The 25,620-nt window shown below is 61.1% G+C and carries 15 protein-coding genes and 6 tRNA genes; 6 read left to right on the top strand and 15 right to left on the bottom strand.

Annotated features, from left to right (window positions below):
* Positions 1-4: 4 nt before the first annotated feature.
* The 7 genes from OP495_RS02735 to betI form a co-directional block, all read right to left on the bottom strand.
* Entirely contained in the window at positions 5-2,455 is a 2,451-nt protein-coding gene (locus tag OP495_RS02735) for an acyl-CoA dehydrogenase (protein ID WP_280567043.1), read from the bottom strand.
* Positions 2,456-2,619: 164 nt separating this feature from the next.
* The gene (locus OP495_RS02730; protein WP_280567040.1) at positions 2,620-5,724 is read right to left on the bottom strand and encodes an efflux RND transporter permease subunit; all 3,105 of its coding nucleotides are present in this window, start codon (positions 5,722-5,724) and stop codon (positions 2,620-2,622) included.
* Positions 5,721-8,855: an efflux RND transporter permease subunit gene (locus OP495_RS02725; protein WP_280567038.1), complete on the bottom strand. Its 3,135-nt coding sequence runs from the start codon at positions 8,853-8,855 to the stop codon at positions 5,721-5,723. The genes OP495_RS02730 and OP495_RS02725 overlap by 4 nt, the downstream gene beginning before the upstream one ends.
* The gene (locus OP495_RS02720) at positions 8,852-10,075 is read right to left on the bottom strand and encodes an efflux RND transporter periplasmic adaptor subunit (RefSeq protein WP_280561402.1); all 1,224 of its coding nucleotides are present in this window, start codon (positions 10,073-10,075) and stop codon (positions 8,852-8,854) included. The genes OP495_RS02725 and OP495_RS02720 overlap by 4 nt, the downstream gene beginning before the upstream one ends.
* Positions 10,076-10,317: 242 nt before the next feature.
* A complete protein-coding gene (betA, locus tag OP495_RS02715) occupies positions 10,318-12,000 on the bottom strand; it encodes a choline dehydrogenase (RefSeq protein WP_280561401.1) in 1,683 nt (560 codons plus the stop codon).
* A gap of 176 nt (positions 12,001-12,176) precedes the next feature.
* On the bottom strand, positions 12,177-13,646 hold the full coding sequence (betB, locus tag OP495_RS02710; protein WP_280567035.1) for a betaine-aldehyde dehydrogenase: 1,470 nt from the start codon (positions 13,644-13,646) through the stop codon (positions 12,177-12,179).
* 54 nt (positions 13,647-13,700) lie between these two features.
* Entirely contained in the window at positions 13,701-14,312 is a 612-nt protein-coding gene (betI, locus tag OP495_RS02705) for a transcriptional regulator BetI (protein ID WP_280561399.1), read from the bottom strand.
* A 204-nt stretch (positions 14,313-14,516) separates the two neighbouring features.
* Here betI and OP495_RS02700 point away from each other — a divergent pair, with 204 nt between their 5' ends.
* From OP495_RS02700 to OP495_RS02680, 5 genes are all read left to right on the top strand, one after another.
* Complete coding sequence (locus OP495_RS02700; protein ID WP_280567032.1) at positions 14,517-15,467, top strand: choline ABC transporter substrate-binding protein; 951 nt, start codon at positions 14,517-14,519, stop codon at positions 15,465-15,467.
* 93 nt (positions 15,468-15,560) lie between these two features.
* A tRNA-Met gene (locus OP495_RS02695) sits at positions 15,561-15,637 on the top strand.
* A 279-nt stretch (positions 15,638-15,916) separates the two neighbouring features.
* Positions 15,917-15,992: transfer RNA gene (locus tag OP495_RS02690), tRNA-Asn, on the top strand.
* Between the two features lie 21 nt (positions 15,993-16,013).
* Positions 16,014-16,089, top strand: a tRNA-Asn gene (locus OP495_RS02685).
* A gap of 28 nt (positions 16,090-16,117) precedes the next feature.
* A tRNA-Asn gene (locus tag OP495_RS02680) sits at positions 16,118-16,193 on the top strand.
* Between the two features lie 19 nt (positions 16,194-16,212).
* Here OP495_RS02680 and ligB read toward each other — a convergent pair.
* Both ligB and OP495_RS02670 read right to left on the bottom strand, forming a co-directional pair.
* Positions 16,213-17,967, bottom strand: a complete 1,755-nt coding sequence (gene ligB, locus OP495_RS02675; protein WP_280567029.1) for an NAD-dependent DNA ligase LigB — start codon at positions 17,965-17,967, stop codon at positions 16,213-16,215.
* Positions 17,968-18,151: 184 nt separating this feature from the next.
* Positions 18,152-20,218, bottom strand: coding sequence for a carboxy terminal-processing peptidase (locus OP495_RS02670; RefSeq protein WP_280561395.1), 2,067 nt, complete (start codon positions 20,216-20,218; stop codon positions 18,152-18,154).
* A 131-nt stretch (positions 20,219-20,349) separates the two neighbouring features.
* Between OP495_RS02670 and OP495_RS02665 the strand changes: the two genes are divergently transcribed.
* On the top strand, positions 20,350-21,648 hold the full coding sequence (locus OP495_RS02665; protein ID WP_280567026.1) for a M18 family aminopeptidase: 1,299 nt from the start codon (positions 20,350-20,352) through the stop codon (positions 21,646-21,648).
* Between the two features lie 69 nt (positions 21,649-21,717).
* Here the strand turns inward: OP495_RS02665 and OP495_RS02660 are convergent.
* From OP495_RS02660 to OP495_RS02635, 6 genes are all read right to left on the bottom strand, one after another.
* Positions 21,718-21,794: transfer RNA gene (locus OP495_RS02660), tRNA-Met, on the bottom strand.
* A gap of 86 nt (positions 21,795-21,880) precedes the next feature.
* Entirely contained in the window at positions 21,881-22,972 is a 1,092-nt protein-coding gene (ychF, locus tag OP495_RS02655; RefSeq protein WP_280567023.1) for a redox-regulated ATPase YchF, read from the bottom strand.
* Between the two features lie 159 nt (positions 22,973-23,131).
* Positions 23,132-23,716, bottom strand: a complete 585-nt coding sequence (pth, locus tag OP495_RS02650; protein ID WP_280567020.1) for an aminoacyl-tRNA hydrolase — start codon at positions 23,714-23,716, stop codon at positions 23,132-23,134.
* A 21-nt stretch (positions 23,717-23,737) separates the two neighbouring features.
* The gene (locus tag OP495_RS02645) at positions 23,738-24,388 is read right to left on the bottom strand and encodes a 50S ribosomal protein L25/general stress protein Ctc (RefSeq protein ID WP_280561387.1); all 651 of its coding nucleotides are present in this window, start codon (positions 24,386-24,388) and stop codon (positions 23,738-23,740) included.
* Positions 24,389-24,505: 117 nt separating this feature from the next.
* On the bottom strand, positions 24,506-25,447 hold the full coding sequence (locus tag OP495_RS02640) for a ribose-phosphate pyrophosphokinase (protein ID WP_280561385.1): 942 nt from the start codon (positions 25,445-25,447) through the stop codon (positions 24,506-24,508).
* A gap of 63 nt (positions 25,448-25,510) precedes the next feature.
* Positions 25,511-25,585 (bottom strand) — tRNA-Gln (locus OP495_RS02635).
* Positions 25,586-25,620: the final 35 nt, after the last annotated feature.

Here is a 25,620-nt window from a genome sequence, read left to right as displayed (position 1 = left end):
TTTTTCATGCCGTGTCGTGCCACACCACACTTTCCTTGTCGAGCGCGAAGGCATCGAAGGTGAAATCGTCGACGCTGAGCATCTCCAGTACCTCACCCTCGAAACGCCGCATGAAGTCGGCTTCCTCATCGTCGATCAAACCGGACTCCCAGGCTGCTTCCACGCGCTGCTCGGGATGCAGTGCCTCGGCGGGTAATTCGCCCTTGCCATAGGCCTTGCCAATACGCCGGTAGAGCGGCTCCGCACGCTCGCTGTCGGCAAGCAAGGCGTTATAGCGCGCCAATGGGTTATCCCGTTGTCCGGCGTCTTGCGTATCCCAGGTATTGTTGAGCAGCTTGTGACGCAGGGCGCTGTCGCTAGAGACGGCGTGAGCGATATCGCGTGTGAAGCGGTCGTGAGGCTTGTGCCAGCGCCGACCAAGCGGCATCGCGATAGCCGATAGGGTCGTCGCCAAGGCTCGGTTGGGTAGGTTATCGAACAATTCGATGAACGCCTGCTCGGCGCGGTGGAGCAGCGTACGACAGCTGTAGTGCAATAGCGTTGCCTCATGCTCGACGTTGTCCGACTCGTGCCACTGCTTGAGCAGCATCGAGGCGAGATAGAGATTGGACAGCACGTCGCCGAGGCGCGCCGAGAGCATTTCACGTTTCTTGAGCCCTGAGCCGAGACTCGCCATGGCGGCATCGGCGCACAGGCCGAAAGCTGCGGACAGACGTGCGACTTCCTGCGCGTAAGGAGCGGCGATCTCGTCGAAAGGAACGCTTGGCTTGCCGATACCCAGGCCCAGCGTAAAGGCACGCGCCGCATTGCCGAAGACCATGGCGGCGTGGCGGAAGAGGGCCTTGTCGAAGGCCGGGAGATCGTCGTTGTCCTTGGCGGCCAGTTCGTCGAGTACATGGGGATGGCAGCGAATCGCGCCCTGGCCGAAGATCATCAGGTTGCGCGTCATGATATTGGCGCCTTCCACGGTGATCGACACCGGATTGGCGGCATAGGCGATGCCCAGGTAGTTGCGCGGCCCCAGCGTTACCGTGCGTCCGCCGTGCACATCCATGGCATCGGCGAGCATGCTGCGTTGGAATTCGGTCAACTGGCTCTTGAGGATGGCCGAGGGCACTGCCGGCTTGACGTCGTGGTCGATAGTGTTGGCGGTCTGCATGACCGCTGCCTGGGCGATATAAGCATGTGAGGCGATACGCGCCAGGGGCTCCTGGACACCTTCCATTTCGGCGACGGGCAGATTGAACTGACGCCGAATGCGAGTATAACCACCGGCCCATCCCAGCGCGTAGCGACCGATGCCCGAAGCGCCGGAGGGCAGGGTGATGCAGCGCCCGACGGACAGGCACTCGACCAGCATTCGCCATCCTTGTCCGGCCATCTCGGTGCCGCCGATGATCCACTCGAGGGGGATGAAGACATCCTGGCCGCGAATCGGCCCATTCATGAAAGGACTGCCGATGGGATGGTGGCGGCGTCCTATCTCCATACCCTGCGTATGGCGAGGGATCAACGCGCAGGTGATGCCCAGGTCTTCGGTCTCGCCGAGCAAGCCGTCGGGGTCGAACATGCGAAACGCCAGGCCGACCACGGTGGCGATGGGTGCCAATGTGATCCAGCGTTTCTCGAAGGTGAGTTTGAGCCCGAGGACGTCTTCGCCATTGTGTTTGCCTCGGCAGACGATGCCCACATCGGGCAGCGAGGTAGCATCGCTGCCTGCGCGCGGTCCTGTGAGCCCGAAGCAGGGAATCTCGCGTCCATCCGCCAGGCGTGGCAAGTAATGATCTTTCTGTTCCTCGGTGCCGTATTTGAGCAGCAGCTCACCTGGCCCCAGCGAATTGGGCACGCCGACCGTGACCATCAGCGTCTCGTTGACGGCCAGCTTTTGCAATACCGCCGATTGCGCCTTGGCGGAGAATTCCAGCCCGCCATAGCGCTTGGGGATGATCATCCCGAAGAAGCCTTCGCGCTTGAGGTAGTCCCACAACTCGGGGGGCAGATCGGCGCGCGTGCGGGCGATCTCCCAGGCGTTGCACATGCCGGCGGCCACGGCGCATTGATGGTCGACGAAAGCCTGCTCTTCCTCGCTAAGTTCCGTGGTGCCGAAATCCAGCAGCCGTTGCCATTGGAGGCGGCCGGAGAAGAGCTCGCCGTCCCAGGCCACACTGCCCGCTTCGAGGGCGATACGCTCGGTCTCTGAGACCTTGGGCGCCGACTTCTTGAAAACTGCGAAGAGGCGCGGAGTCAGCCATCGGCGCCGCAATGTGGGTAGCCCGCAGGCCGCCACGGTCAGGGCGCCGAGCCACAGCAGCACGCCCACGATCACTGCGCCGAAGACGATGCCGATGGCGCCGAGGATCACTAAAAGCCCCAACGCCGGCAAGGCACCCGCCTCTCGACGCATGATCCAGACCAGGCCTGCCAGCGCCACGACGATGAGCAACAGTTCCAACATGTAGACTCTCCCTGGATGATTTCTAACGCCTGTTTGAATTCAGCCTAGCGCACTCATGTCTCTACGACTAGTCATCCGTGGTGGCAGCCGTCATTCAAGGGGGCGTCGTCATTCAAAAAGGAAAGGAGAACCCGCACCGCATGGGGCGGCACGAGGCAGTGCGGTCAGGTCGTTGACCTCGAGTACTGCGAATCGTTGTCGAGTCGGCTCGGACGCAGTCGACGATGCAGCCAGTCAAGGTAGAGATAGACCACCGGTGTGGTGTAGAGCGTCAACAGCTGGCTCAGGATCAGGCCGCCGATAATGGTGATGCCTAGCGGCGCGCGCAACGCGGCGTTCTCATCGGTGCCCAGCAGCAGCGGAATCGCGCCGAGAATCGCGGCCAGCGTGGTCATCATGATGGGACGAAAGCGTACCACGGCGGCTTCGCGTATGCTCTCGAGCGCGCTCAGACCGCGTTCGCGCTCGGCACTGACGGCGAAGTCGACCAACATGATGGCATTCTTCTTGACCACGCCGATCAGCAGGATGATGCCGATCAGGGCAATGAGCGTGAACGGCGTGTCGAGCAGTATCAGCGCCAGCAGGGCACCGACCCCGGCCGAGGGCAGGGTGGAGAGAATCGTCAGCGGGTGAATGTAGCTCTCGTAGAGAATTCCCAGCACCAGGTAGACCGTCACCAGCGCGGCGAGGATCAGCCACGGCATGGCTTGCATACCGCTCTGGAAGGCCCCCGCGCTGCCCTCGAAATCTACCTGCACGGCGGTGGGCAAGCGCAAGTCATTCACCGCCTGGCGGATGCGCTGAGTGGCATCGCCCAGCGTGACGCCGTCTTCGAGATTGAACGATACCGTGGTGGAAGCGAACTGTCCTTGGTGGTTGACGGTCACCGGCGTGGTGCTTTCCTCGAGATGACTGAACGCCGAGACGGGAATCGCCTCGCCTTCATCATTGACGACATGAAGCCGAGAAATAGCTTCTGGTTCGCTACGCTGTTCGGCGTTCACCTCGAGGATCACGTAGCGTTGATTGTCGGCGTCAAAGAGGCTAGTGATGCTGCGTTGCGCGAAGGCATTGCCGAGCAGCGTGTCGACGTCCTGCATGTCGACGCCGAGACGCTTGGCGGCATCGCGATCGACCTTGAGCTCCACGGCTTGACCTTCGCCCCGACTGTCGCTATCGACGCCGGTCAGTCCGTCGATACCCTGCATGGCGTCACTGACGCGTTGTGACCAGGTATCGAGCAGCGCGAGCTCGTCGCTCTTGAGGGTGATTTCGTATTGTGTGCCGGTATTCTGTCGGCCACCGATACGGATGTCCTGCAGGGCCATCATCGAGGTGTTGACGCCGGGGATATCGCCCATCGACGCGCCCAGACGGTTGCCGATGGCCTGCGTGCCCGCTTCGCGTTGGCCCTCCTCGAGGGTGACGAACAAGGTGGCGGAGGCGCCCCCGCCACGGCCGCCCATGAAGCCCAGCACGCTATGCACCTCGGGCGCGTCGGACAGACGCTCGCGAATGGTACGTAACTTGGCCGACATGGCATCGAACGACAGGCTCTGGTCCCCGCGCACGAAACCGATCAGTCGCCCGGTATCCTGCTCGGGTATGAAACCCTTGTCGACGGCGACGTAGAGATAGCCGTTGAGCACGATCACGCCGACCAGCGAGAGCAGCGTCAAGCGCCGATGACGCAGGGCGATATCCAGGCTGCGCGAATAAAGACGCTGACAGCCTTGACCGAAGGCGAGCAGTGTCTTTTCCCAGCGCGGGGGCCGGCGCTCGCGTCCTGGGCGCAACCAGCGCGCGCAGAGCATGGGCGTCAGGGTCAACGACACCACCAGAGAGACCAGCACCGCCAACGACAGGGTCATCGCGAATTCGAAGAACATGCGTCCGATGAAGCCGCCCATGAACAGCAGAGGCAGGAAGACCGCCACCAGGGACACGCTCATCGAGGTCACCGTGAAGGCTACTTCGCGTGCGCCTTGCAGGGCGGCTTGCCGGGATGGCATGCCTTGCTCGATATGTCGAGCGATATTCTCGACCACCACGATGGCATCGTCGACAAGAAAGCCGATCGACACGATCAGTGCCATCAGCGACAGCGTGTCGAGCGAAAAGCCCATGACATGCATCATCGCGAAGGTGCCGATCAGCGACACGGGAATCGCCAGGCTGGGAATCAGCGTGGCGCGGGCGTTGCGCAGAAACAGGAAAACCACCAGCACCACCAGCGCGATGGCCAGCATCAGCGTGAGCTGTGTCTCATGCAAGGAGGCCTGTATGCCGGGGGCGCGGTCGAGCTGCACGCTGAGCGCGGCACTTTGCGGCAACTGACTCTCGATGGATGCCATGCGTTCGCGGATGCCGGCGATGGTGTCGATGACATTGGCGCCGCTACTGGCACTGATGACCAGCAGCACGGCCGGTTGCTTGTTCTGAAAGCCCACGTTGTAGCGGTCTTCCACGCCGTCCTTGATATTGGCGACATCGCTCAGGCGCATCACCGCGCCGTCCTCGCCGCGCGCCACGATGAGATCCTCGAACGCCTCGGCTTGCATCAGCTGCGAGTCGGTGTCGATTTCCCAGCGTGTGGTGGGGGACGCCACGAAGCCGGTGGGCGTGCTGGTGGTGGCACTGCGTATCGCATTGGCCACAGCGGTCAGCGATACGCCCGCATGCTCGAGTCGACGCGGATCGAGTGACACACGTACCGCCGGGGACGAACTACCGCCGACATTGACATCGCCGACACCGGGAACCTGCAGGACCGGTGGCGCGATGCGTTCGTCGGCGAGCTGGTAAAGCTCGCTGGTGGGTAGCGTGTCGGAGGTGACCGAGAGAATCATGATCGGCGCCGCCGACGGGTTCATCTTGCGATAACTGGGGCGGCTGGTCATGGCGCTGGGCAGCAACGGCTGGGCATCGTTGATCGCCGCCTGCACCTCACGTGCGGCGACATCGATGTCCTTGTCGAGAGCGAACTGGACGGTGATGCGTGTCGAGCCGTCCGAGCTGCGCGAGGTCATCTGCGAGATGCCGGAAATGGTCCCCAGCGAACGTTCCAGCGGCGTGGCCACGCTAGACGCCATGGTCTCCGGGTTGGCACCGGAGAGGTTGGCGTTGACCACGATGGTGGGGAACGACACGTTGGGTAGCGGTGCCACAGGCAGGCGCTGGTAGGCCAGCAGCCCGAGCAGCACGATGCCCAGCGCCAGCAACGCAGTAGCCACCGGACGATGCACGAAGGGACTGGAAACGCTCACCTGCCGGCCTCGGTATCCATGGCGGTGTCACTTGCTTTGCCACGCCGACGCCAGCGTTCGGCCAACCGGTCGAAGAATAGATAGATCACCGGTGTGGTGAAAAGCGTCAGCAATTGGCTCAGCAACAGACCGCCGACCATGGTCATGCCCAGCGGGCGCCGCAACTCGGCCCCGTACCCGCTGGCGAGCATCAGCGGTAGTGCCCCGAGCAGGGCGGCGGAGGTAGTCATCATGATCGGCCGAAAGCGCAGCAGCGCGGCACTGTGAATCGCGCGATGGGCCGACATGCCCTGTTCCCGCTGCGCCTCGAGAGCGAAGTCGATCATCATGATGGCGTTCTTCTTGACGATGCCGATTAGCAGGATGATGCCGATGATGGCCACCATGCCCAGGGCGCTATTGCTGAGCATCAGGGCCAGCAAGGCACCGATGGCCGCCGAGGGCAGGGTCGAGAGAATGGTCAGCGGGTGAATATAGCTCTCGTAGAGCACGCCCAGCACGATATACATGGTGATGATGGCGGCGGCGATCAGCCACAGTGTGTCGCGCGTCGAGGTAGTGAACGCCAGGGCGGTACCGCGGAAATCGAGCTGCGTGTCGGCACTGAGCAGGTCATCGCGGGCCGCTTCCACGGCATTGAAGGCGTCCGAGAGCGAATAGCCGGGCGCGGCATCGAATGACATCAGCGCCGAGGGGAATTGGTTGAGGCGTTGACGCGACAGTGCGGTGGATTCTTCCTTGACGCTGACCAGACTCGACAGCGGCACCATGGCATCATCGCTGCCGCTGACATACAGCCGCGAAAGGGCCTCGGGACCGGCGTCGTCGCCATGCATGGCACCCAGCACCACGCGATACTGGTTGGATTGGGTGAAAATCGTCGAGATCAGGCGCTGGCCGAAGGCATCGTAGAGGGCATCGTCGATATCGGCGACCGAGACGCCAAGCCGGCTGGCGCGGTCGCGGTCGATGCTGACCTTGAGCTTGAGCCCTGAATTCTGGAGATCGGTGGCGACATGGGCGATGGCCGGTGCGTCCTCAAGACGCTCGGTCATTGACGAGACATCTTGCGCCAATTGGTCGCGATTGCCTTGGGTCAGGGCGAACTGGTACGGATAGCGACTGACGGTGTCTTCCAGCGTCAGGTCTTGCACCGGCGTCAGTGCCAGATCGATGCCGGGGACATCGGCGGCGGCATCGAGCAGCCGCGAGACGATGGTATCCAGGTCGGCGTCGCGCGCGTCCAGGTCGGCCAGGTCGATTTGCAGGCGGCCGCCATTGAGCGTGGTGTTGGTGCCGTCGATACCGATGCTCGAGGCGATATCGGCCACGGCGGGATCGTCCATCAAGCGCTTGGCAAGATCCTGCTGACGCGCCGACATGGCCCGGTAGGACGTCGTTTGCGTGGCCGTGGTGACACCACGCAAGGTCCCGGTGTCTTGGATCGGGAACAACTGCTTGGGCATCATCCAGAACAGCACGGCGGTCAGCACGAAGGTACCCAGTGCCACCCATAGCGTCGCTGTCTGATGCCTGAGCACCGTGTCCAGAGCACGCTCGTAGCCACGCGTGAGGCGCCCGAAGAGGCCCTGGCGGCTGCGTACCATGGCTTCGTCGTCGAGGGCCTGAGCGTCGCCCTCGGCATCGCCGCTGCGACGCCGCAGCCAGCGTGCACAGAGCATCGGCGTCAGGGTCAGGGAGACGAACGCCGAGATGACGATGGAAATCGCCAGTGTCATGGCGAATTCACGAAACAGCTCGCCGACCACACCGCCCATGAACAGCAACGGTATCAGTACTGCCAGCAACGAGACCGTCAGCGAGAGGATAGTGAACGCGATCTGGCGCGATCCCTTGAGCGCTGCCTGCAAGGGCGTTTCGCCACGTTCCAGATAGCGCGTGATGTTCTCCAGCACCACGATGGCGTCGTCGATGACGAAGCCGGTGGCGATGGTCAGTGCCATCAAGGTGAGGTTGTTGAGACTGAATCCGGCCAGGTACATGGCGCCGAAGGTGCCGACCAGCGACAACGGGACGGCCAGGCTGGGGATCAGCGTTGCCGGCAGGTTACGCAGGAACAGGAAGGTGACCATGATCACCAGCGCGATGGCGAGGACCAGCTCGAACTGTACATCCTCGACGGCGGCGCGGATCGTGGTGGTGCGGTCGCTCAAGATGTCCACGTCGACGCTGCCCGGCAGACTCGCCGACAACGCCGGCAAGCGCCGTTCGATGTCGTCGACGACGCCGACCACATTGGCGCCGGGCTGGCGCAGCACGTCGACCAGAATCGTCCCCTCGCCATTGGCCCAGGCCCCCAGTTGCGCGTTTTCCGCGCCGTCGTCGATGTTCGCCACGTCGCTCAAGCGTAGCGGCGCGTCGTTCTCGTACTTGAGGATGAGATCGCGATACCCTGCAGCGGAGGTCAACTGGTCGTTGGCGTCGATGCTATAGGCACGGTAGGGGCCGTAAATGGTGCCCTTCGCCTGATTGACGTTGGCGCTTTCCACGGCGCTGCGCACGCTGGATAGATCGAGGCCATGTGCGGCGAGCTGGCGCGAATCGACATCGATTCGCACTGCCGGGCGATTGCCGCCGGAAAGCCGCACCTCGCCGACGCCACTGATCTGGGCAAGTTTTTGCGCCAGGCGGGTATCGACCAGGTCGTGGACCTCGGTCAATGGCAGACTGTCGGAGGTCACGGCCAGTGTCAGCACCGGCGTGTCGGCGGGATTGACCTTGCTGTAGCTGGGCGGGCGCGGCAGATCGTCGGGCAGTAGGGTTTCCGCCTGATTGAGAGCGGCCTGGACTTCTTGCTCGGCGACGCCCAGGTCGCCCTCGAGGCCGAAACGCAGTGTGATCAGCGATGCGCCCCCGGTACTGGTCGAGCTCATGTCCTCGAGGCCGGCGATTTCTCCCAACTCGTCTTCCAGCGGGGCGGTGACGTGGGAAAGCATGACATCCGGCCCCGCGCCAGGATATAGCGTGGTGACCTGAATGGTGGGAAAGTCGACCTCGGGCAGCGACGAAATGCTCAGCAGACGGTAGGTGAACGCGCCCGTGATAAGGATGGCCAGCATCACCAGGGAGGTGGCGACCGGCCGCAGAATGAATAGCCGCGATGGATTCATGAAGCGTCTCGCGGCGTCTGCGTGTCGGCATCCTCGTCAGCCGTTGAAGAGGCACTGGCTTCTCCCGGTAGAGCGTTGCTGACGACGCGTACCTTGGCACCGTCGCTCAGGCTGTCGATGCCGTCCACGACCACGCGCTCGCCCGCCGAGACGCCGCTGGCCAGGGCGCTGCGATGCTCTTCGCTGGCACTGACGACGACATCGTGTCGAGTCACCGTGCCGTCGTCGCCGACGACATACACGAACAGCCCGTCCTGACCGGTCTGAACCGCAGGCGCGGGGACAATGACGCGGTCATGTAGCGTGTTGACCGTCAGGCGCACGTCGACGAATGCGCGGGGGTAGAGGCGTCCCACCGCGTTGTCGAAGCGTGCACGTAACCGTACGGTGCCGGTGGCAGTGTCGATCTGGCTGTCGATGCTGGTCAGTTGGCCTTCGAGGCGTTCGTCGCCCACTGTGATCGCCGACACGCTGGGCGAGTCACCTGCCGCGAGTTGCTCGCGCAGTGTCGGTACGTATTGGCTGGGCAATGAGAAGACCACCGAGATCGGATCGAGCTGGGTGAGCGTGGCAATAGGGTCGTCGTCGCCACTGCTGACCAGGTTGCCGGGATCGACGTTGCGTATGCCGATGATGCCCGCGTTGGGCGCAGTGATGTCGGTATAGTCCAACTGAACTTGGGCGCTCTCGATATCGGCGCGATCACTGGAAACGGCGCCTTCGTACTGGCGGACCAGTTGGCGCTGCTGTTCGAGTTCCTGACGGGAGATCGACTGACTCTGGGCCAGTGACTCGTAGCGCTCGAGATCCTCGCGGGCCGATTTTAGCTGTGCCTGATCCTGGACGAGCTGACCTTGGGCGGCGGCGAGCTGAGCCTGATAGTCACGCGGATCGATGGTGGCCAGACGTTGTCCTTTCTCGACATGCTCGCCTTCCTCGAAATCCACCGTGAGCAGTTCGCCCTCGACACGTGGATAGACGTCAATGCTCGATAGCGAGCGTACGGTGCCAAGCGCCCCGACGGTGATCTCGAGATCGCCGCGTCGGGCCTCGATAGCCGCGACGGCCGTGCTTCTTTCCTCACCTGTACTTTCGCCACCTGCACTGGCTGGCGCACCGTTTGATTGGTCGTCGCTTTGCCAGTCGGGGATCCACCACAGAGCGAGGGCGATCAGGACGACGATGAGTAGTGCGATCCAGAGACGGCGAGAGTGGGGCATGACGGGGCATCGATCCTTGTCAGAGACATTCCGGTGCGGGGCACGCATGCTCGACGAGCGAGCAGGTGTCACCGGGTAAGAGGTGTATTGTAACGAGAGGTTCCTGCTAACGACGAATCGGTTGGGCGATCGTGCACAGTCTAAGAGGGCGGTGGGCAAGAATTAAGGAAGGATAATGCAAAAAACACCCGATGCACGTGCATCGGGTGTTCGAGATAGACGTCATGTCGACGCAAGCATCATCATGCCTTGCGGCGTGCCGGCGCGTCATGGGCGACGTAGTAGTCGACCTCGGCGGGCGGTAGTGGGTCGCGCCCGCGCACCTTATCGGCCATCTTTTCGGCGATCATGATCGTCGGTGCGTTGAGATTGCCGGTGGCGATCACGGGCATGATCGAGGCATCGATGACGCGCAGCCCTTCGAGGCCGTGCACGCATCCCGCGCCGTCGACGACGGCCATCTCATCATCGGCACTGCCCATCTTGCAGGTGCCGGCGGGGTGGTAGGCAGTCTCGGCATGCTGGCGGACGAACTCGTCGAGCTCCTGATCACTCTGGATGTCCGGCCCCGGCGAGATCTCGCGCCCACGATATTCGTCCATCGTCGGCTGCTCGATGATTTCGCGCGTGATACGAATCGCGTCGCGAAATTCCTGCCAGTCCTTGTCGTGCGCCATGTAGTTGAACAGGATGCTCGGCGCGGCCTTGGGGTCGCGGGATGTCAGGCGAATACGGCCACGGCTCATGGAGCGCATCGACCCGACGTGGGCCTGAAAACCGTGGGCCTGAACCGCGCTCTTGCCGTTGTAGCTGATGGCGATCGGCAAGAAGTGGTACTGCAGGTTGGGCCATTCTTCCTGGTCGTTGGTACGAATGAAGCCGGCCGCCTCGAACTGATTGCTGGCGCCGACGCCCTTGCCGAAGAACAGCCATTCGGCACCGATCTTGGGCTGGTTGTACCACTTGAGCGTCGGATACAGCGAAATGGGCTTCTTGCACTCGTACTGGATGTACATTTCCAGGTGATCCTGGAGGTTTTCGCCGACGCCTGGTAGCTCGTGTACCACGGGAATGTCGAATTCCTCGAGATGCCCGGGGTTACCCACGCCGGAGCGCAGTAATATCTGCGGTGAGGCGATGGCGCCCCCGCATAACAGTACCTCGCGGCGCGCGTGGGCCTGCTGCGTCTGGCCCTTGCGTTCGTAGCGCACGCCCACGGCACGTTTGCCCTCGAACTCGAGGATATCGGTCGTGGCATGCGTTTCGATGGTCAGGTTGGAACGCTGCTTGGCGATGTCGAGGTAACCGCGCGCCGTAGACGCCCGCCGCCCGTTGGGCGTGGTGGTGCGGTCCATGGGGCCGAAGCCTTCCTGCTGATAGCCGTTGACGTCCTCGGTGGCCGGATAGCCAGCCTCGATACCCGCGCGGATGAAGGCACCGTAGAGCTCGTTGTTGCCTTCCTTGGGGGTAGCCACCGAGACCGGACCATCGCCGCCATGATAATCATTGGGTCCGATGTCGCGTGTCTCGGCGCGCTTGAAGTAGGGCAGGCATTGCAGGTAATTCCAATCTTCCAGGCCCGGGATCTTGGCCCAGTTGTCGTAATCCAGCGCGTTGCCGCGCAGATAGCACATGCCGTTGATCAGCGAGGAGCCGCCAAGTCCCTTGCCGCGACCGCAATCCATGCGGCGGCCGTTCATGTGGGGTTCGGGGTCGGTTTCGAACGCCCAGTTGTAGCGCTTGCCTTGCAGTGGATACGCCAGCGCTGCGGGCATCTGCGTGCGAAAGTCGAAGCGATAGTCGGGGCCGCCGGCCTCGAGTAGCAGCACCTTGACGTTTGGGTCTTCGGTGAGTCGCGTGGCGAGTACGTTGCCGGCGGAACCGGCGCCGATGATGACGTAATCGAATTCACGGGTCTGAGACATGGGGCCTCCCTGGGCAATGACAAAAAGAGCACGGTGGAAGATGAGCTTTTCCGGCGACAAGTCTGCGCGAGGGCGCTGTAAACCCTTCCATGGGCGCTACATCCGCCATCCATGGCGGATGACCCTCGCGTTGCCTTATCCCCGGCGCTCATCTCGCGAATAGCGCCAAGTAGCGATCAGAATGCCGACTCGAAGGGCCCCATTTCGATCTGTACCGATTTGATCTGCGTGTACTGATCGAGCGACGAGAGGCCGTTTTCACGGCCGATGCCCGACTCCTTGTAGCCGCCCACGGGCATTTCCGCCGGCGAGTCGCCCCAGGTGTTGATCCAGCAGATGCCGGCCTGCAGACGGTGGATGACACGGTGTGCGCGGTTCAGGCTTTCGCTGAACAGCCCGGCGGCGAGGCCGTAGCCGGTGTCGTTGGCACGACGAATGACTTCGTCTTCATCGTCGAAGATCAGGATCGCCATCACCGGGCCGAAGATTTCCTCGCGCACGATGCGCATGTCGTCGCGGCAATCGGTGAAGACCGTCGGCGCGGCCCAGGCACCCTGAGCCCATTCGCCCTGGTTCCAGCGCCCGCCGCCGACGAGCAGCCGCGCGCCTTCCTGGGCGCCCAGATCGATATAGCTCTGCACTTTTCCCTGATGCTCGAAGCTGACCAGCGGACCGAAGTTGACCGCCGGGTCGAGCGGGTCGCCGGCCTTGATGCGTTCCACGCGCTCCTTGATCTTGGATTCGAAGTCCGCCTGGACCGAGCGGTGGATGAAAACGCGCGTGCCGTTGGTGCAGACCTGACCGCTGGAATAGAAATTGGCCATCATCGCGGCATCGGCAGCGCGCTCCAGGTCGGCGTCCTCGAAGACGATCAGCGGCGACTTGCCACCCAGCTCCATGGTGACTTCCTTGAGCGTCGAGCTCGCCGCAGCGGACATGACCTTCTTGCCGGTGCCGGCTTCGCCGGTGAAGGTGATCTTGTCGATGTCGGCATGGTTGGTGAGCATCTGCCCGACGCGCCCATCACCCTGCACGACATTGAACACGCCATCCGGAAGGCCGGCTTCGGTGAGAATTTCCGCCAGTTTCAAGGTGGTCAGCGGGGTGACCTCACTGGGCTTGAAGACCACTGCGTTGCCCGCCGCCAGTGCCGGTGCGGACTTCCAGCAGGCGATCTGGGTGGGGTAGTTCCAGGCGCCGATGGCGCCGATGACGCCCAGTGGTTCGCGACGCGTGTAGAAGAACGAGTCCTCGCGCAGCGGCACCTGGGTGCCTTCGATGGAGGGCGCCAGGTTGGCATAGTATTCCAGCGAGTCGGTGCCGGTGACGATGTCCACGGCCTGCGTTTCGCTGATCGGCTTGCCGGTATCCAGTGTTTCCAGGTGAGCCAGTTCGTCGTTGCGTTCGCGCAGCAGCGCGACGGCGCGGTGCAGGATACGGCTGCGTTCCATGCCGTTCATGGCTGCCCATGTACGCTGGCCTTCGCGGGCCGAGGCGACTGCGCGGTCGACATCGTCATGAGAGGCCTGCTGGATGCTGGCCAGCACGCTGCCATCGACTGGATTGATCGTGTCGAATGTCTCGCTGGATGTAGCGTCGACGAATCGACCGCCGATGTAGAGCTTTTGAGTCTCGAAAGTGGCCATGAGGTCCTCCCGCGTCGTGAATGTGTCGTGAATGAAAAGTGTCGAGGTCTGGCGTCAGGCGTTTATCGGCGCTTGAGACGTGGCGTGAGCGAGTTGCTCTTCCACATAGTCATAAGCCAGTTGTCGCGCTCGGTCGACATCGATGCCTTGTGGCGCCAGCGCGCCGCGTAGCCAGAGCCCGTCGATCATCGCGGCCAGGCCGCGTGCTGCCTGTTGTGCGTCGAATCTTGGCAGGCAGCGTTGAAAGTGGTGACAGAGGTTCGAATACAGTCGTCGATCGTTGACGCGTTGCAAGCGTTGCAGGTCGGCGCGATGCATGCTGACCGACCAGAAGGCCAGCCAGGTCTTCATGACGATCTTGTTGACCTGGCTGCGGTCGAAGTTGCCATCGATGATGGCATGCAGGTGCTCGCGCGGGGACTCGACATCGTCCTGGGCACGACGCTGTGCGACGGCGTTGCCGAGGTCCCAGAGGATTTGACGCATGGTCGATTCGAGCAACCCGTCCTTGCCGCCGAAGTAGTGGCTGATGATGCCCGCCGAGACGCCGGCACGCTTGGAGATCCGCGCGATGGTGGCATCCGCCAGGCCAACGTCGTCGATGGCTTCCAGTGTCGCTTGAATCAACTGGCGGCGGCGAATGGGTTGCATACCGAGCTTGGGCACCGAGCATTCTCCTTGGCTGACGTTCGGGGTGCATTCTATTATAGAATGTTTTTATTGAATGTTCAATCAATAAAAAATCTGCTACCTTCCCTATGATAAATGAAATCCATAGTGGAAAAGAATTGCCAAATTCATTTAGCATAAAAAAACGTTATTGAATCGTCATTCAATGACTATCTCAACATCAACGCAAGGGAGAGTCCCATGTCCAACAAGACCCCATTGATTGCGCTGCTGGGCAGTGCCACGTTGCTTTCGCCGCTGGCCATGGCCGATACGCCGGAGGCCTGCCAGCCCGTGCGTTTCGCCGAAGTTGGCTGGACGGACATCACGTCGACCACTGCATTGACGCGTGAGGTACTCGAGGGACTGGGCTATGAAACCACCTCAGATAGCGTGTCCGTGCCCGTGGCCTACGCTGGCATGAAGAACGGCGACTTCGATGTGTTCCTGGGTAACTGGATGCCGTCGATGGCATCGATCAGCGACGAGTACATCGACAAGGGTCAGGTCGATCGTCTCGGCGCGAATCTCGAGGGCGCCAAGTACACCTTGGCGGTACCGCAGTACGTCTATGATGCCGGTGTCACTTCGGTGAAGGACCTGGACGAACATGCGGACAAGTTCGGTAGCAACCTGTATGGCATCGAAGCCGGTAACGATGGCAATCAGATTATCCAGCAGATGATCGACGACGATGCCTTTGGCCTGGGTGACTGGAACCTGATCGACTCTTCCGAGTCGGGCATGCTTGCCGAGCTCAGTTCCAGAACTCAAAGCGAAGAGTGGATGGTGTTCCTCGGCTGGGAGCCGCACCCCATGAACACTAATTACGATATGGCCTATCTAAAAGGCGCCGATGACTACTTCGGCCCTAACCTGGGCGGTGCCACCGTATATACCAATACCCGCGCCGATTACGCCGAGACATGCGGCAACGTGGGCGAGTTGCTCAATAACTTGAGCTTTACCCTGTCCATGGAGAACGAAATCATGGGCGCGATCATGGATGACGGCGAAGATCCGCGCGATGCTGCCCGTACCTGGCTTCAGGACAATCCGGGAGTGCTCGACGAGTGGCTCGATGGCGTGACCACCGTCGATGGCGAGCCTGGCCTGGATACCGTGAAGCGCGAGCTCGACATCGACGTCTAAGCGCCGCACCTTGTCACGGCCATGGGCTTGCCAAGTGGCAAGCCCATGTGCATAATTCGCTTCCGTTGCGAGCGTTCCTGCCGTGCGGTATGTGGCTACGTAGCTCAGTTGGTCAGAGCACATCACTCATAATGATGGGGTCCCCTGTTCGAGTCAGGGCGTAGCCACCACCTCCCGCTAGATTTCCTACCTACGTGCTACTTCTTTTGCCTCACGCTGGCACCTTATCTTCTGTGCCTTGCGCCGTGTCATGCTAGCTATTTTGCGGTCTTTATCAGGGCATGACAGGCGCCTTGAAAAGCACTGTGGGCGTTTGGTTGTGCATCCAGGTAGCTGTTTTACAAAGGGAATATGAAGCGCTGCGAGATAAGGCTCTGGCTAGCGAATTTATTTTCAGTCTTGACGCTCCCGCACTAATCCGTATACTACGTCGCGTGCTCCGGCATTTTTCCCCGATAGCTCAGTTGGTAGAGCAAATGACTGTTAATCATTGGGTCGCAGGTTCGAGTCCTGCTCGGGGAGCCAACACCGGATCACACTCGGCGATCCCCGATAGCTCAGTTGGTAGAGCAAATGACTGTTAATCATTGGGTCGCAGGTTCGAGTCCTGCTCGGGGAGCCAATTCCCCGCCGAGTGATATCGCTAATATTCCCCGGTAGCTCAGTTGGTAGAGCAAATGACTGTTAATCATTGGGTCACAGGTTCGAGTCCTGTTCGGGGAGCCAGGCGATATCTTATGCCTCTTTAGCGCGCATTCTTGACCGTTCCGGTCGTCCCTTCCTGGCGCGGTGTCATGTCTTTCTGCAGTGATGTAAGTAAGCGTCGTATCTCCGGATGGTGGAAAAAGTTTTCCAGCTGTTTCGCACGCGTTTCTCCAATACCTGAATAACGTTGCCAAGCGGATGGTGTCCATCGCGTGAGCTCACGCATGTCGTGTCGTGCGAGTATCGCCTTGAGGGCGCCCTGCGGGATCGCGGGTAGCCCCAGTGCGCGCAGCCAGCAGCGAGGGGGGCGCTTATCGGCCTCCGAGAAGCGAGCTGACCAGTCATGTGCGGTCTTGGTGCCCACGCCGGGTAGTTTCTCCAGGGTTCGGGCATCCAGGGGGCGCCAGTCGAGAAGCCCTTCTATGAGCCCAGCATCGACGAGTTGGCGCCATGTGGCGGGGCCGATGCCTTCGAAATCCAGGCCGTTGTCGCTCCCCAGCCATTCGAGCCGAGCGAGGAACTGTTCGCGACATTCCGGTGCCAGGCGTAGACACGACAGGTGATCGTAGCGGTCAGCATCGGGTGCCACGACTGGTGGGCGTGGTCGCGTACGTATCATCACGTTCTGGAGTTGCGGGATGGTCAGACCGGCCAGACGCAACCTGACTTGATCGCCGGGGCGTGCGTCCATCTTGCGCCAATGCGCTAGCGAGCCAAGGCTTACGTGGGTGATGCGCTTGTCGCCAAGCATGACTGGCGTCAACGAGGCAACGGCGGTGATACGCCCGGTGCGGCCGACCGTGAAGTCGAGAGCGTCGATGTGTGCGATTGCCTGCTGGGCGGGATATTTCCAGGCCATGGCCCAGTCGGGAGGCGAAGCTTCCCATTCGTGTCCGTCGGGACGGTCGCCACGCTTGACGACGATACCGTCGGTGGCGAAGGGCAGGGCATGGTCATACCAGTATTCGCGCCACTTGGCGACGTCTTCAGTCGTGGCGACGGCATGCGTGGTCTCGGCGATAGCGTCGAATCCCCAGTCGGCAAGCGTGGCAAGGCGCGCGGACATGGTGGCCGGCCCATTGGGCCAGGCCCAGACGAAAAGACCTATCTCCTTGCCCTGGCGATCTGTCAGTGAATCGCGAGCCATCAGACCGGCAACACGGGCGCGTGCGCCGTCGAGGCCATCGCGTGATTGCGTGTGTGCGTTGCGACGTGCATAGAGCTCGCCTTGCAGAATGACGCGTGAGGGCGCCGTGTCGGGAAGCCTCAAAGGGATCGCCGCGATGTGCGACGCCTTGGCAAGCCAGTCTTGTCCTTCGATACCATCTCCACGGCTGATGGTCGCGACCAGGCGCGATTGCCGGTACATCAGGGTGACGGCGACGCCGTCGACTTTGGGCTGTATCCACAGTGGATGGCTTGTCTGCTGTGTGATCCAGCGGGTCACGGCGGCTCGGTCGGGAAGTTTGTTCACACCCGTCTGCGGGATTGGGTGGCGTTGTGAACCGCCCGGTTCATGCAAGGCAATGCGCGAGACGTTCCAGGAGGGGAAACAGCGCGCCCAGCGGGCGAGTTGGCGTTTGGCGGAGTCGTAGGTGCCATCGTCAACCAGTCTTCGTCCCTGGTGATAGTAGGCCTGGTCCCAACGCGTGAGCTGGGCATTCAGTGCTCGATAATCTTCTTGCAGTGCCTGGGGTGGCCGTTGTGGGCATGTCGACGCCAATGTCGGGGTGCCCATGACGAGTGCACAGGTAACGAGGCCTCGCAGGAACCAGCGTCCCGAGATGGAAGGCATACAGAATGGAAGGGATAAGACGATGAGGAAAGAACGGTAGAGGGCTGGCATAAAAGAGTTACGGCTTCCATTTATGAGATTAATTTCATTTAAATGGAAACGATGAAAAAGGCAACCCACTTATGCCAGGTATCAGGTATTACATACCAGGTAACGCCGCCGGCGTGTGCCGGCGGCGTGACGTTTACTGCGTCTTCTTCAGGTGCGCATAGTCGAGCAGAATGTTCGCTGCTTCGATGACTTGCGCGCGATCGACCGGCTTGTCGTCCTCTTCCTTGTCTTCTGGACCGTCACTCTCGCGGGCGTCGGTCCATTCCTCGAGCTGATCGAGCCCCAGCGCCTTGCGGCGTTGATTCTCCAGCGAGAGTTGCTCGGCCTCCTGAGCTTCCATCTCTCGTTGGCGCTGTTCCCGATTCAAGCTGATGCTGGTCCGCTGTTCCTTGAGCTGCTTGACCAGCTTGGCCTCGCGCTCGAGATAGACGAAGTTGGGGTCCTGCTTGGCGCGTTCGTCATGCTTCGCTTGCAGCGTGTCGAGATAGCGCTGTGGCTCGCCGTATCGACTGTACTGGACGGAACGTACCTTGTCCCAGGGCAGCGCGTTGTCGAGTGCGCTTTCGCCGATATCGTCTTTGCTGACGAGGCTGGGGAAGGTGATATCGGGATCGACGCCGCGCAATTGGGTGCTCTCGCCCGTGATGCGGTAGAACTTGGCGCGGGTCAGCTTGACCTGACCATGATTGAGGTCATTGAGCGTCTGCACGGTTCCCTTGCCGAAGGTCTGATTGCCGACGACGAGGCCGCGACCGTAATCCTGGATCGCGCCGGCGAAAATCTCCGAGGCGGACGCCGATAGGCGATTGACCAGTACGGTCAGCGGGCCATCGTAGTGCGTGCCACGGTCGGAGTCGCCGTAGAGGTTGATACGGCCACGGGCATCGCGCACCTGTACGGTGGGGCCTCGATCGATGAAAAGCCCGATCAGCGAGTTGGCTTCCTGCAGGGCACCCCCGCCGTTATTGCGCAGATCCAGGACGATGCCCTCGACGTTGTCCTGCTTGAGCTTGTCGATTTCCTTGGCGACGTCTCGCGTGCTGCTGCGGTAGTCGCTGTCGCCGGCCTGCCAGGCATCGAAATCGACATAGAAGGTGGGTACGTCGATCACGCCGATCTTGTGATCCTCGCCATCGCGGGTCACGGTCACGACCTCGCTGCTGGCGGCCTGGTCCTCGAGCTTGACGGTATCGCGGGTAATGCGAACCGTGTGGGTGCGTGTCACGTCGACCGCCTTGGCGGGAATGACGTCGAGACGCACGGTCGATCCCTTGGGACCACGAATCAGGTCGACGACCTCGTCAAGGCGCATGCCCACGACATTGACCATCTCGCCATCCTCGCCTTGTCCCACCGCGACGATGCGATCGGCAGGTTCCAGAGCATCGCCCTTGTCGGCGGGGCCGCCGGGGACCAAGCTGGACACCTTGACGTACTCGCCTTCGCTTTGCAGCAGCGCACCGATACCTTCGAGCGAGAGCTTCATCTGGATATCGAAGGATTCGCTCTGACTGGGTGAAAGGTAGTCAGTATGCGGATCGACGGTGCCGGTGACGGCGTTGAGAAATAGCACCAAAACGTCTTCGGCATTGGTCTGTTCGACGCGGGAGAGCTGGTTTTCGTAACGATCACGCAGGGTTTCGGCGATGTCCTCGGCGTTATCTTCTTCCGGGGCACTGAGAGATTGAGTCAGCGCGGCATTCTTGAGGCGCTTTTTCCAGAGGCGATCGAGCGCTTCCTGGTTTTTGGCCCAGTCTTCGTCTTCACGCTCCAGCGCCAGGCGCTCGTTATCCTGGTAGTCGAAGTCTTTGCCGTCATCGAGGCGCTCGATCATCCATTTCAGACGTGTTTCGAGACGCTCTTGGTAGCGAGCGTAGAGTTCGTAGACGCGTTCCAGCTTTCCTTCGTCGAGCGCCTCGTCGAAAGAAGAATCCAGATCCTGGAAGTCCTTTACGTCACGCGCCAGTAAGTAGGCGCGTTGCGGGTCCAGTACATCGAGATAGCGCTGAAACGCTTTCGAAGACCACTCATCGTCCAGACTGATATCGGCGTAATGTCCATATCGCAGCGATTCAGCGACTTCCGCCGCTGCTTGTCGCTGTTCGTCGGTGGGTGTCGGGGCATTGGCCAATGCCGGGGCACACACCACCAGCCACAGTGACAAGATCGCCGCGCGCCGAGCGGCTGCAAACAGGCTCATTAATCAAGCACTCCCGGTTTCATGTACACTCTTGTTTCTAAATTGCCGGTCCCTTGAGTTGAGTTTTCTCAGACCGGACTGGCATTGTAGCAGTCTGTATCATCCGTCACAGACACTTCTCCGAGGACGCCATGGCTCACGCCCCCACCCTTGATCGCTTGTTACATTTTCTCGAACGCTCTCCCACGCCTTGGCATGCCGTCGACAATATGGCCAGGCGACTCGAGCAAGCGGGATACCGCCGCCTCGAGGAAACCGAGGCGTGGCAGTTGACGCCTGGCGAGCGATTTTACGTTACTCGCAATGACTCGTCGTTGATCGCCATGCAGGTGCCGGAGGAGGCCCTGGGCGGATTGCGCATGATTGGGGCACATACCGATAGCCCGGGGCTTCGGCTCAAGCCCCAACCGGTGGTTACCGGCAACGACTGGCTTCAATTGAGCGTCGAAGTCTACGGCGGAGCGTTGCTGGCGCCTTGGTTCGACCGAGATCTGGGCCTGGCCGGGCGCGTCCATGTACGACGTGAGGATGGGCGACTGCAGGGCGTATTGTTGCACGTTGATCACCCCGTCGCGATCATTCCCAGTCTGGCGATTCATCTCGATCGGGAGGCCAATAATGGGCGTGCGCTGAATGCCCAGACGCAGATGCTGCCGGTCATGCTGCAGGGCGGTAGTGAGCCCGATCTGGAGAAGTGGCTCAAGCGCTGGCTGTATGAGCAGCATGGCCTGGAAAACATCCAGCTCATGGATTATGAACTCGCTCTCTACGACATGCAGCGGCCGTCGCGTGTGGGGGTCGAGGGCGAGCTGATCGCCAGCGCCCGCCTGGATAACTTATTGTCTTGCTTTATGGGCGTTGAGGCGCTATTAGCCAGTGATGGTCGGCAAGGCGCGGTATTCGTCGCCAACGACCATGAAGAAGTCGGTAGTGCCAGCGCCATCGGCGCCCAGGGCCCATTTCTGGGGGATGTGCTGCGCCGCGTGCATGCCCAATTGGGCGAGGGAGACGAAGACGGTTGGGTGCGTCTGATCCAAGGATCGCGAATGATCTCCTGCGACAATGCCCACGCCCTGCACCCCAACTTCCCCGAAAAGCATGATGCCCACCACGGCCCGACGATCAACGGCGGTCCGGTGATCAAGGTCAACGCCAATCAGCGCTATGCCACCAATAGTGCCACGGCAGCGATGTTCCGGGATATCTGCCGCGAAGCGGGGACGCCGGTCCAGACGTTTGTTACACGCACCGACATGGGATGTGGCAGTACCATCGGGCCGATCACCGCTACCGAGCTCGGGGTACCGACGCTGGATGTCGGGGTGCCGCAGTGGGGGATGCACTCGATTCGTGAAACCGCCGGCAGCCGCGACGCCGACTATTTGATTCGCGCGTTGACGGCCTATGTCAATCGCGCAGCATTGAACTAGGCGCTTGTCTCGATCACGCAAACACGAAAAAGCCCGCCGACACGAATGTCGGCGGGCTTTTTTAAATCTTGGTGGCTACGCCCCGACTCGAACAGGGGACCCCATCATTATGAGTGATGTGCTCTAACCAACTGAGCTACGTAGCCGTTTAGTGCGAGCGTATATTACGTGTAACTCCCTGATGTGTCAACTATTCGCCGTCATCAAGCCGCCCGATGACGCCGGGGTGCGACTAGACATTGAAACGGAAATGCACGACATCCCCATCGGAGACGATGTAATCCTTGCCTTCCAGACGCCATTTTCCCGCATCCTTGGCGCCTTGCTCGCCACCCAGTGTCACGAAATCGTCATAGCCGACCACTTCGGCACGGATGAAACCCTTCTGGAAGTCGGTATGAATCGCGCCGGCGGCTTGCGGAGCGGTGGCCCCGATAGGCGTGGTCCAGGCACGGACTTCCTTGACCCCCGCAGTGAAATACGTCTGTAGGCCGAGTAGGGCATAGCCGGCACGAATGACCCGGTCGAGACCGGGTTCTTCCATGCCCATCTCCTCCAGGAAGGCACTGCGTTCCTCATCATCGAGTTCGGCGATTTCGGCTTCGATCTGATTACATACCGGCACCACCACGGCACCTTCCTCGGCGGCGATCGCGTGAACGGTATCGAGATAGGGATTGTTCTCGAAGCCGTCCTCGTTGACGTTGGCGATGTACATGGTGGGCTTAAGGGTCAAGAAGCCGAAGCTCTTGAGCTGGCGTTGCTCGTCGTCATCGAGACCGAAACTACGCAGCGGCTGGCCCTCGGCCAGATGGGGCTGGATGCGGTCGAGGATAGCCTTGGTAGCGATGGCGTCCTTGTCACCCCCCTTGACCACGCGCGCGAGGCGTTGAATGGCGCGCTCCACGGTATCCAGGTCGGCCAGCGCGAGCTCGAGATTGATGGTCTCGATGTCGGTCTTGGGGTCGACCTCATTGGCGACGTGAATGACATTGTCGTTATCGAAGCAACGCACGACGTGGGCGATGGCCTGGGTCTCGCGGATATTGGCCAGGAACTGATTGCCCAACCCTTCGCCTTTCGAGGCGCCCGCGACAAGGCCGGCGATGTCCACGAACTCCATGGTCGTCGGAATGACTTTCTGCGGTTTGACGATGGCCGCAAGTGTATCCAGACGTGGGTCTGGCATGGGGACGATGCCGACGTTGGGTTCGATGGTGCAGAAAGGAAAGTTTTCGGCGTCGATTCCCGACTTGGTCAAGGCATTGAACAGTGTGGATTTGCCGACATTGGGAAGGCCGACGATACCGCAATTGAAACCCATGGGATGTACCTGAATTATTGATGTGCCGGAGAGGCGGAAAATGTGTTCGCTATTCTAAGAGATACTGCAACAGAAGTAAGAGGGAAGAACGATGCTACGCATCTGGAAGAAATGCTCTCGCTCGTCGAGACATCCTGCTTTCCTCTTACTTCTTATACCTTACTTCTCAAAGCTGTGCAGGCGATTCATGGCGCTTGCCCAGTCGCCGGCGGCAACGTCGGGGAGCGTGCGCAGGCATTCCTCGATGGCGGCATCGATGGCGCTGCGTTCCGCCTTGCCGGGGCGTCCGAGAACATAGTGGGTGACTTGCTTGGCCGAGCCCGGATGGCCGATGCCAACGCGCAAGCGGTGGAAGGATTTGTCGTTGCCCAAGGCGCTGGCGATGTCACGTAAGCCGTTGTGACCGCCATGGCCGCCTCCGTGTTTGTAGCGTGCCGTACCCGGGGCGATATCCAGTTCATCATGAGCGACGAGAAGTTCGTCGGGGGAGAGCTTGAAGAACTGGCAAAGCGCGGCGACAGCCTTGCCGCTGCGATTCATGTAGGTGCTGGGCACCAACAAATGAAGATCATGGCCAGCGTAATGGATCTTGGCATATTGCCCAAGGAACTTACGCTCGTTGCGTAGCGGGGTCAGGCTGTCGCGCGCCAGGGCTTCAACGGCCCAGGCGCCCGCATTGTGTCGCGTTGCATCATATTCGGAGCCCGGATTGCCCAGGCCGATAAACGCTTTGACGTGACTCATGCGGGGCCCTCGAGAAACCGATTACTCGGTCTTTTCGCCGTCTTCAGCGGCAGCGTCGCCGCCTTCCTCGTCTTCGTCACCTCCGGTACCGGTATCGGCATGCGTGACGCTGACCACGCCGAAGTCATGCTCCTCGCCATGGCCCATGGCGACCAGAGACACGCCTTCCGGCAACGGTAGGTCGGAGAGGTGCAGGGTCTCGCCCAGTCCCAGGGATGCCACATCGACTTCCAGGTACTCGGGAAGCTTGCTGGGCAGGCAGCTGATCTCGACGTCGTTGGCCATCACATGCAGCACGCCGCCTTCTTCCTTGACGCCCTTGCACGCGTCTTCACCGTTGACGTGCAGCGGCACGTTCATGGTGATTTCGTGCGTGGCATCGATGCGCATGAAGTCGGCATGGGTCACCAACGCCTTGTACGGGTGGCGCTGGATATCACGGATGATGACCTGCTCCGACTTGCCTTCGAGGTCGATGTTGATCACGGACGAGAAGAAAGCTTCATCCTCGATAGCCTTGTAAAAGGCGGGCTTATTGAGGGTGATCGGTTGCGGCGTCTTGTCGCCACCATAGATGATAGCGGCGACTTTCTGGTTCTCACGACGCAGGCGGCGGCTCGCACCTTTCCCCAGGTCGTGACGAACCTCGGCGGATAGAGTGAATTGGGACATTGATTGTCACCTCATAGGTTATGTAAGGAAAGCGGCACCGCCCGCGACCAGGCGATGCCGATTCCGTGAGGGCCTCGCGGCCCGCGTATCCGTGTACGTTCCTTGTGGCTCGTTGCCTTAGTGGAACATGGCACTGACGGATTCTTCGTTACTGACGCGGCGAATGGCTTCCGCGATCAGACCGGCGACCGAGAGTTGGCGGATCCTGCCACTGCGGGAGGCCGTCTCGGAAAGCGGAATGGTATCGGCCACGACGAGTTCGTCAAGTACCGAGCCGACGATATTGTCGACGGCCGGTCCGGACAGGATGGGGTGCGTCGCGTAGGCGACGACACGCCGGGCGCCGTGGCCCTTGAGTGCTTCGGCCGCCTTGCACAAGGTGCCGGCGGTATCGACCATGTCATCGACTACCACACAGGTACGATCCTGAATCTCGCCGATGATATGCATGACCTGGGCCTGGTTCGACTGGGGTCGCCGCTTGTCGATGATCGCCAGGTCAGCGTTGAGCTGCTTGGCGATGGCGCGGGCACGTACGACGCCGCCGACGTCGGGGGAGACCACGACGAGATCGTCGTAGTTCTGGCGTTCGATGTCATCGAGCAGGATCGGCGAGCCATAGACGTTATCGACGGGAACGTCGAAAAAGCCCTGAATCTGATCGGCATGCAGATCCATGGTCATGACGCGGTCGACCCCGGCCTTGACCATCATGTCGGCGACCAGCTTGGCCGAGATCGGCACGCGTGCGGAGCGCACTCGGCGGTCCTGGCGGGCATATCCGAAATACGGCACGACGGCGGTGATTCGCGTAGCGGAAGCACGGCGCAGTGCATCCACCATGAGAATCAACTCCATCAGGTTGTCGTTGGTCGGTGCGCAGGTGGACTGCAACACGAAGACGTCCTTGCCGCGAACGTTTTCATTGATCTCGACCGCGATTTCACCATCGCTGAATTGACCGACGGTTGCATGGCCCAGCCGGTTGTCGAGGCTCTCGGCCACCTTGCGGGCGAGTTCGGGATTGGCATTTCCCGCGAACACCATCAATTTAGACACGCGCAGCCACCTTTGGAGTCTTTAGGGATCTCGGAGTGGGATTCGTCGGGCGCTCTGAGAAATTGGCTGGGGTACCAGGATTCGAACCTGGGAATGTCGGTACCAGAAACCGGTGCCTTACCACTTGGCTATACCCCAGCAACACATCGACTCGTCGTTTCGTGTGTCGTATT

Origin of the sequence: Chromohalobacter sp. 296-RDG, assembly GCF_029889885.1 — a bacterium.
GTDB lineage: Bacteria > Pseudomonadota > Gammaproteobacteria > Pseudomonadales > Halomonadaceae > Chromohalobacter.
This window is presented reverse-complemented; position numbering and strand designations above follow the sequence as displayed.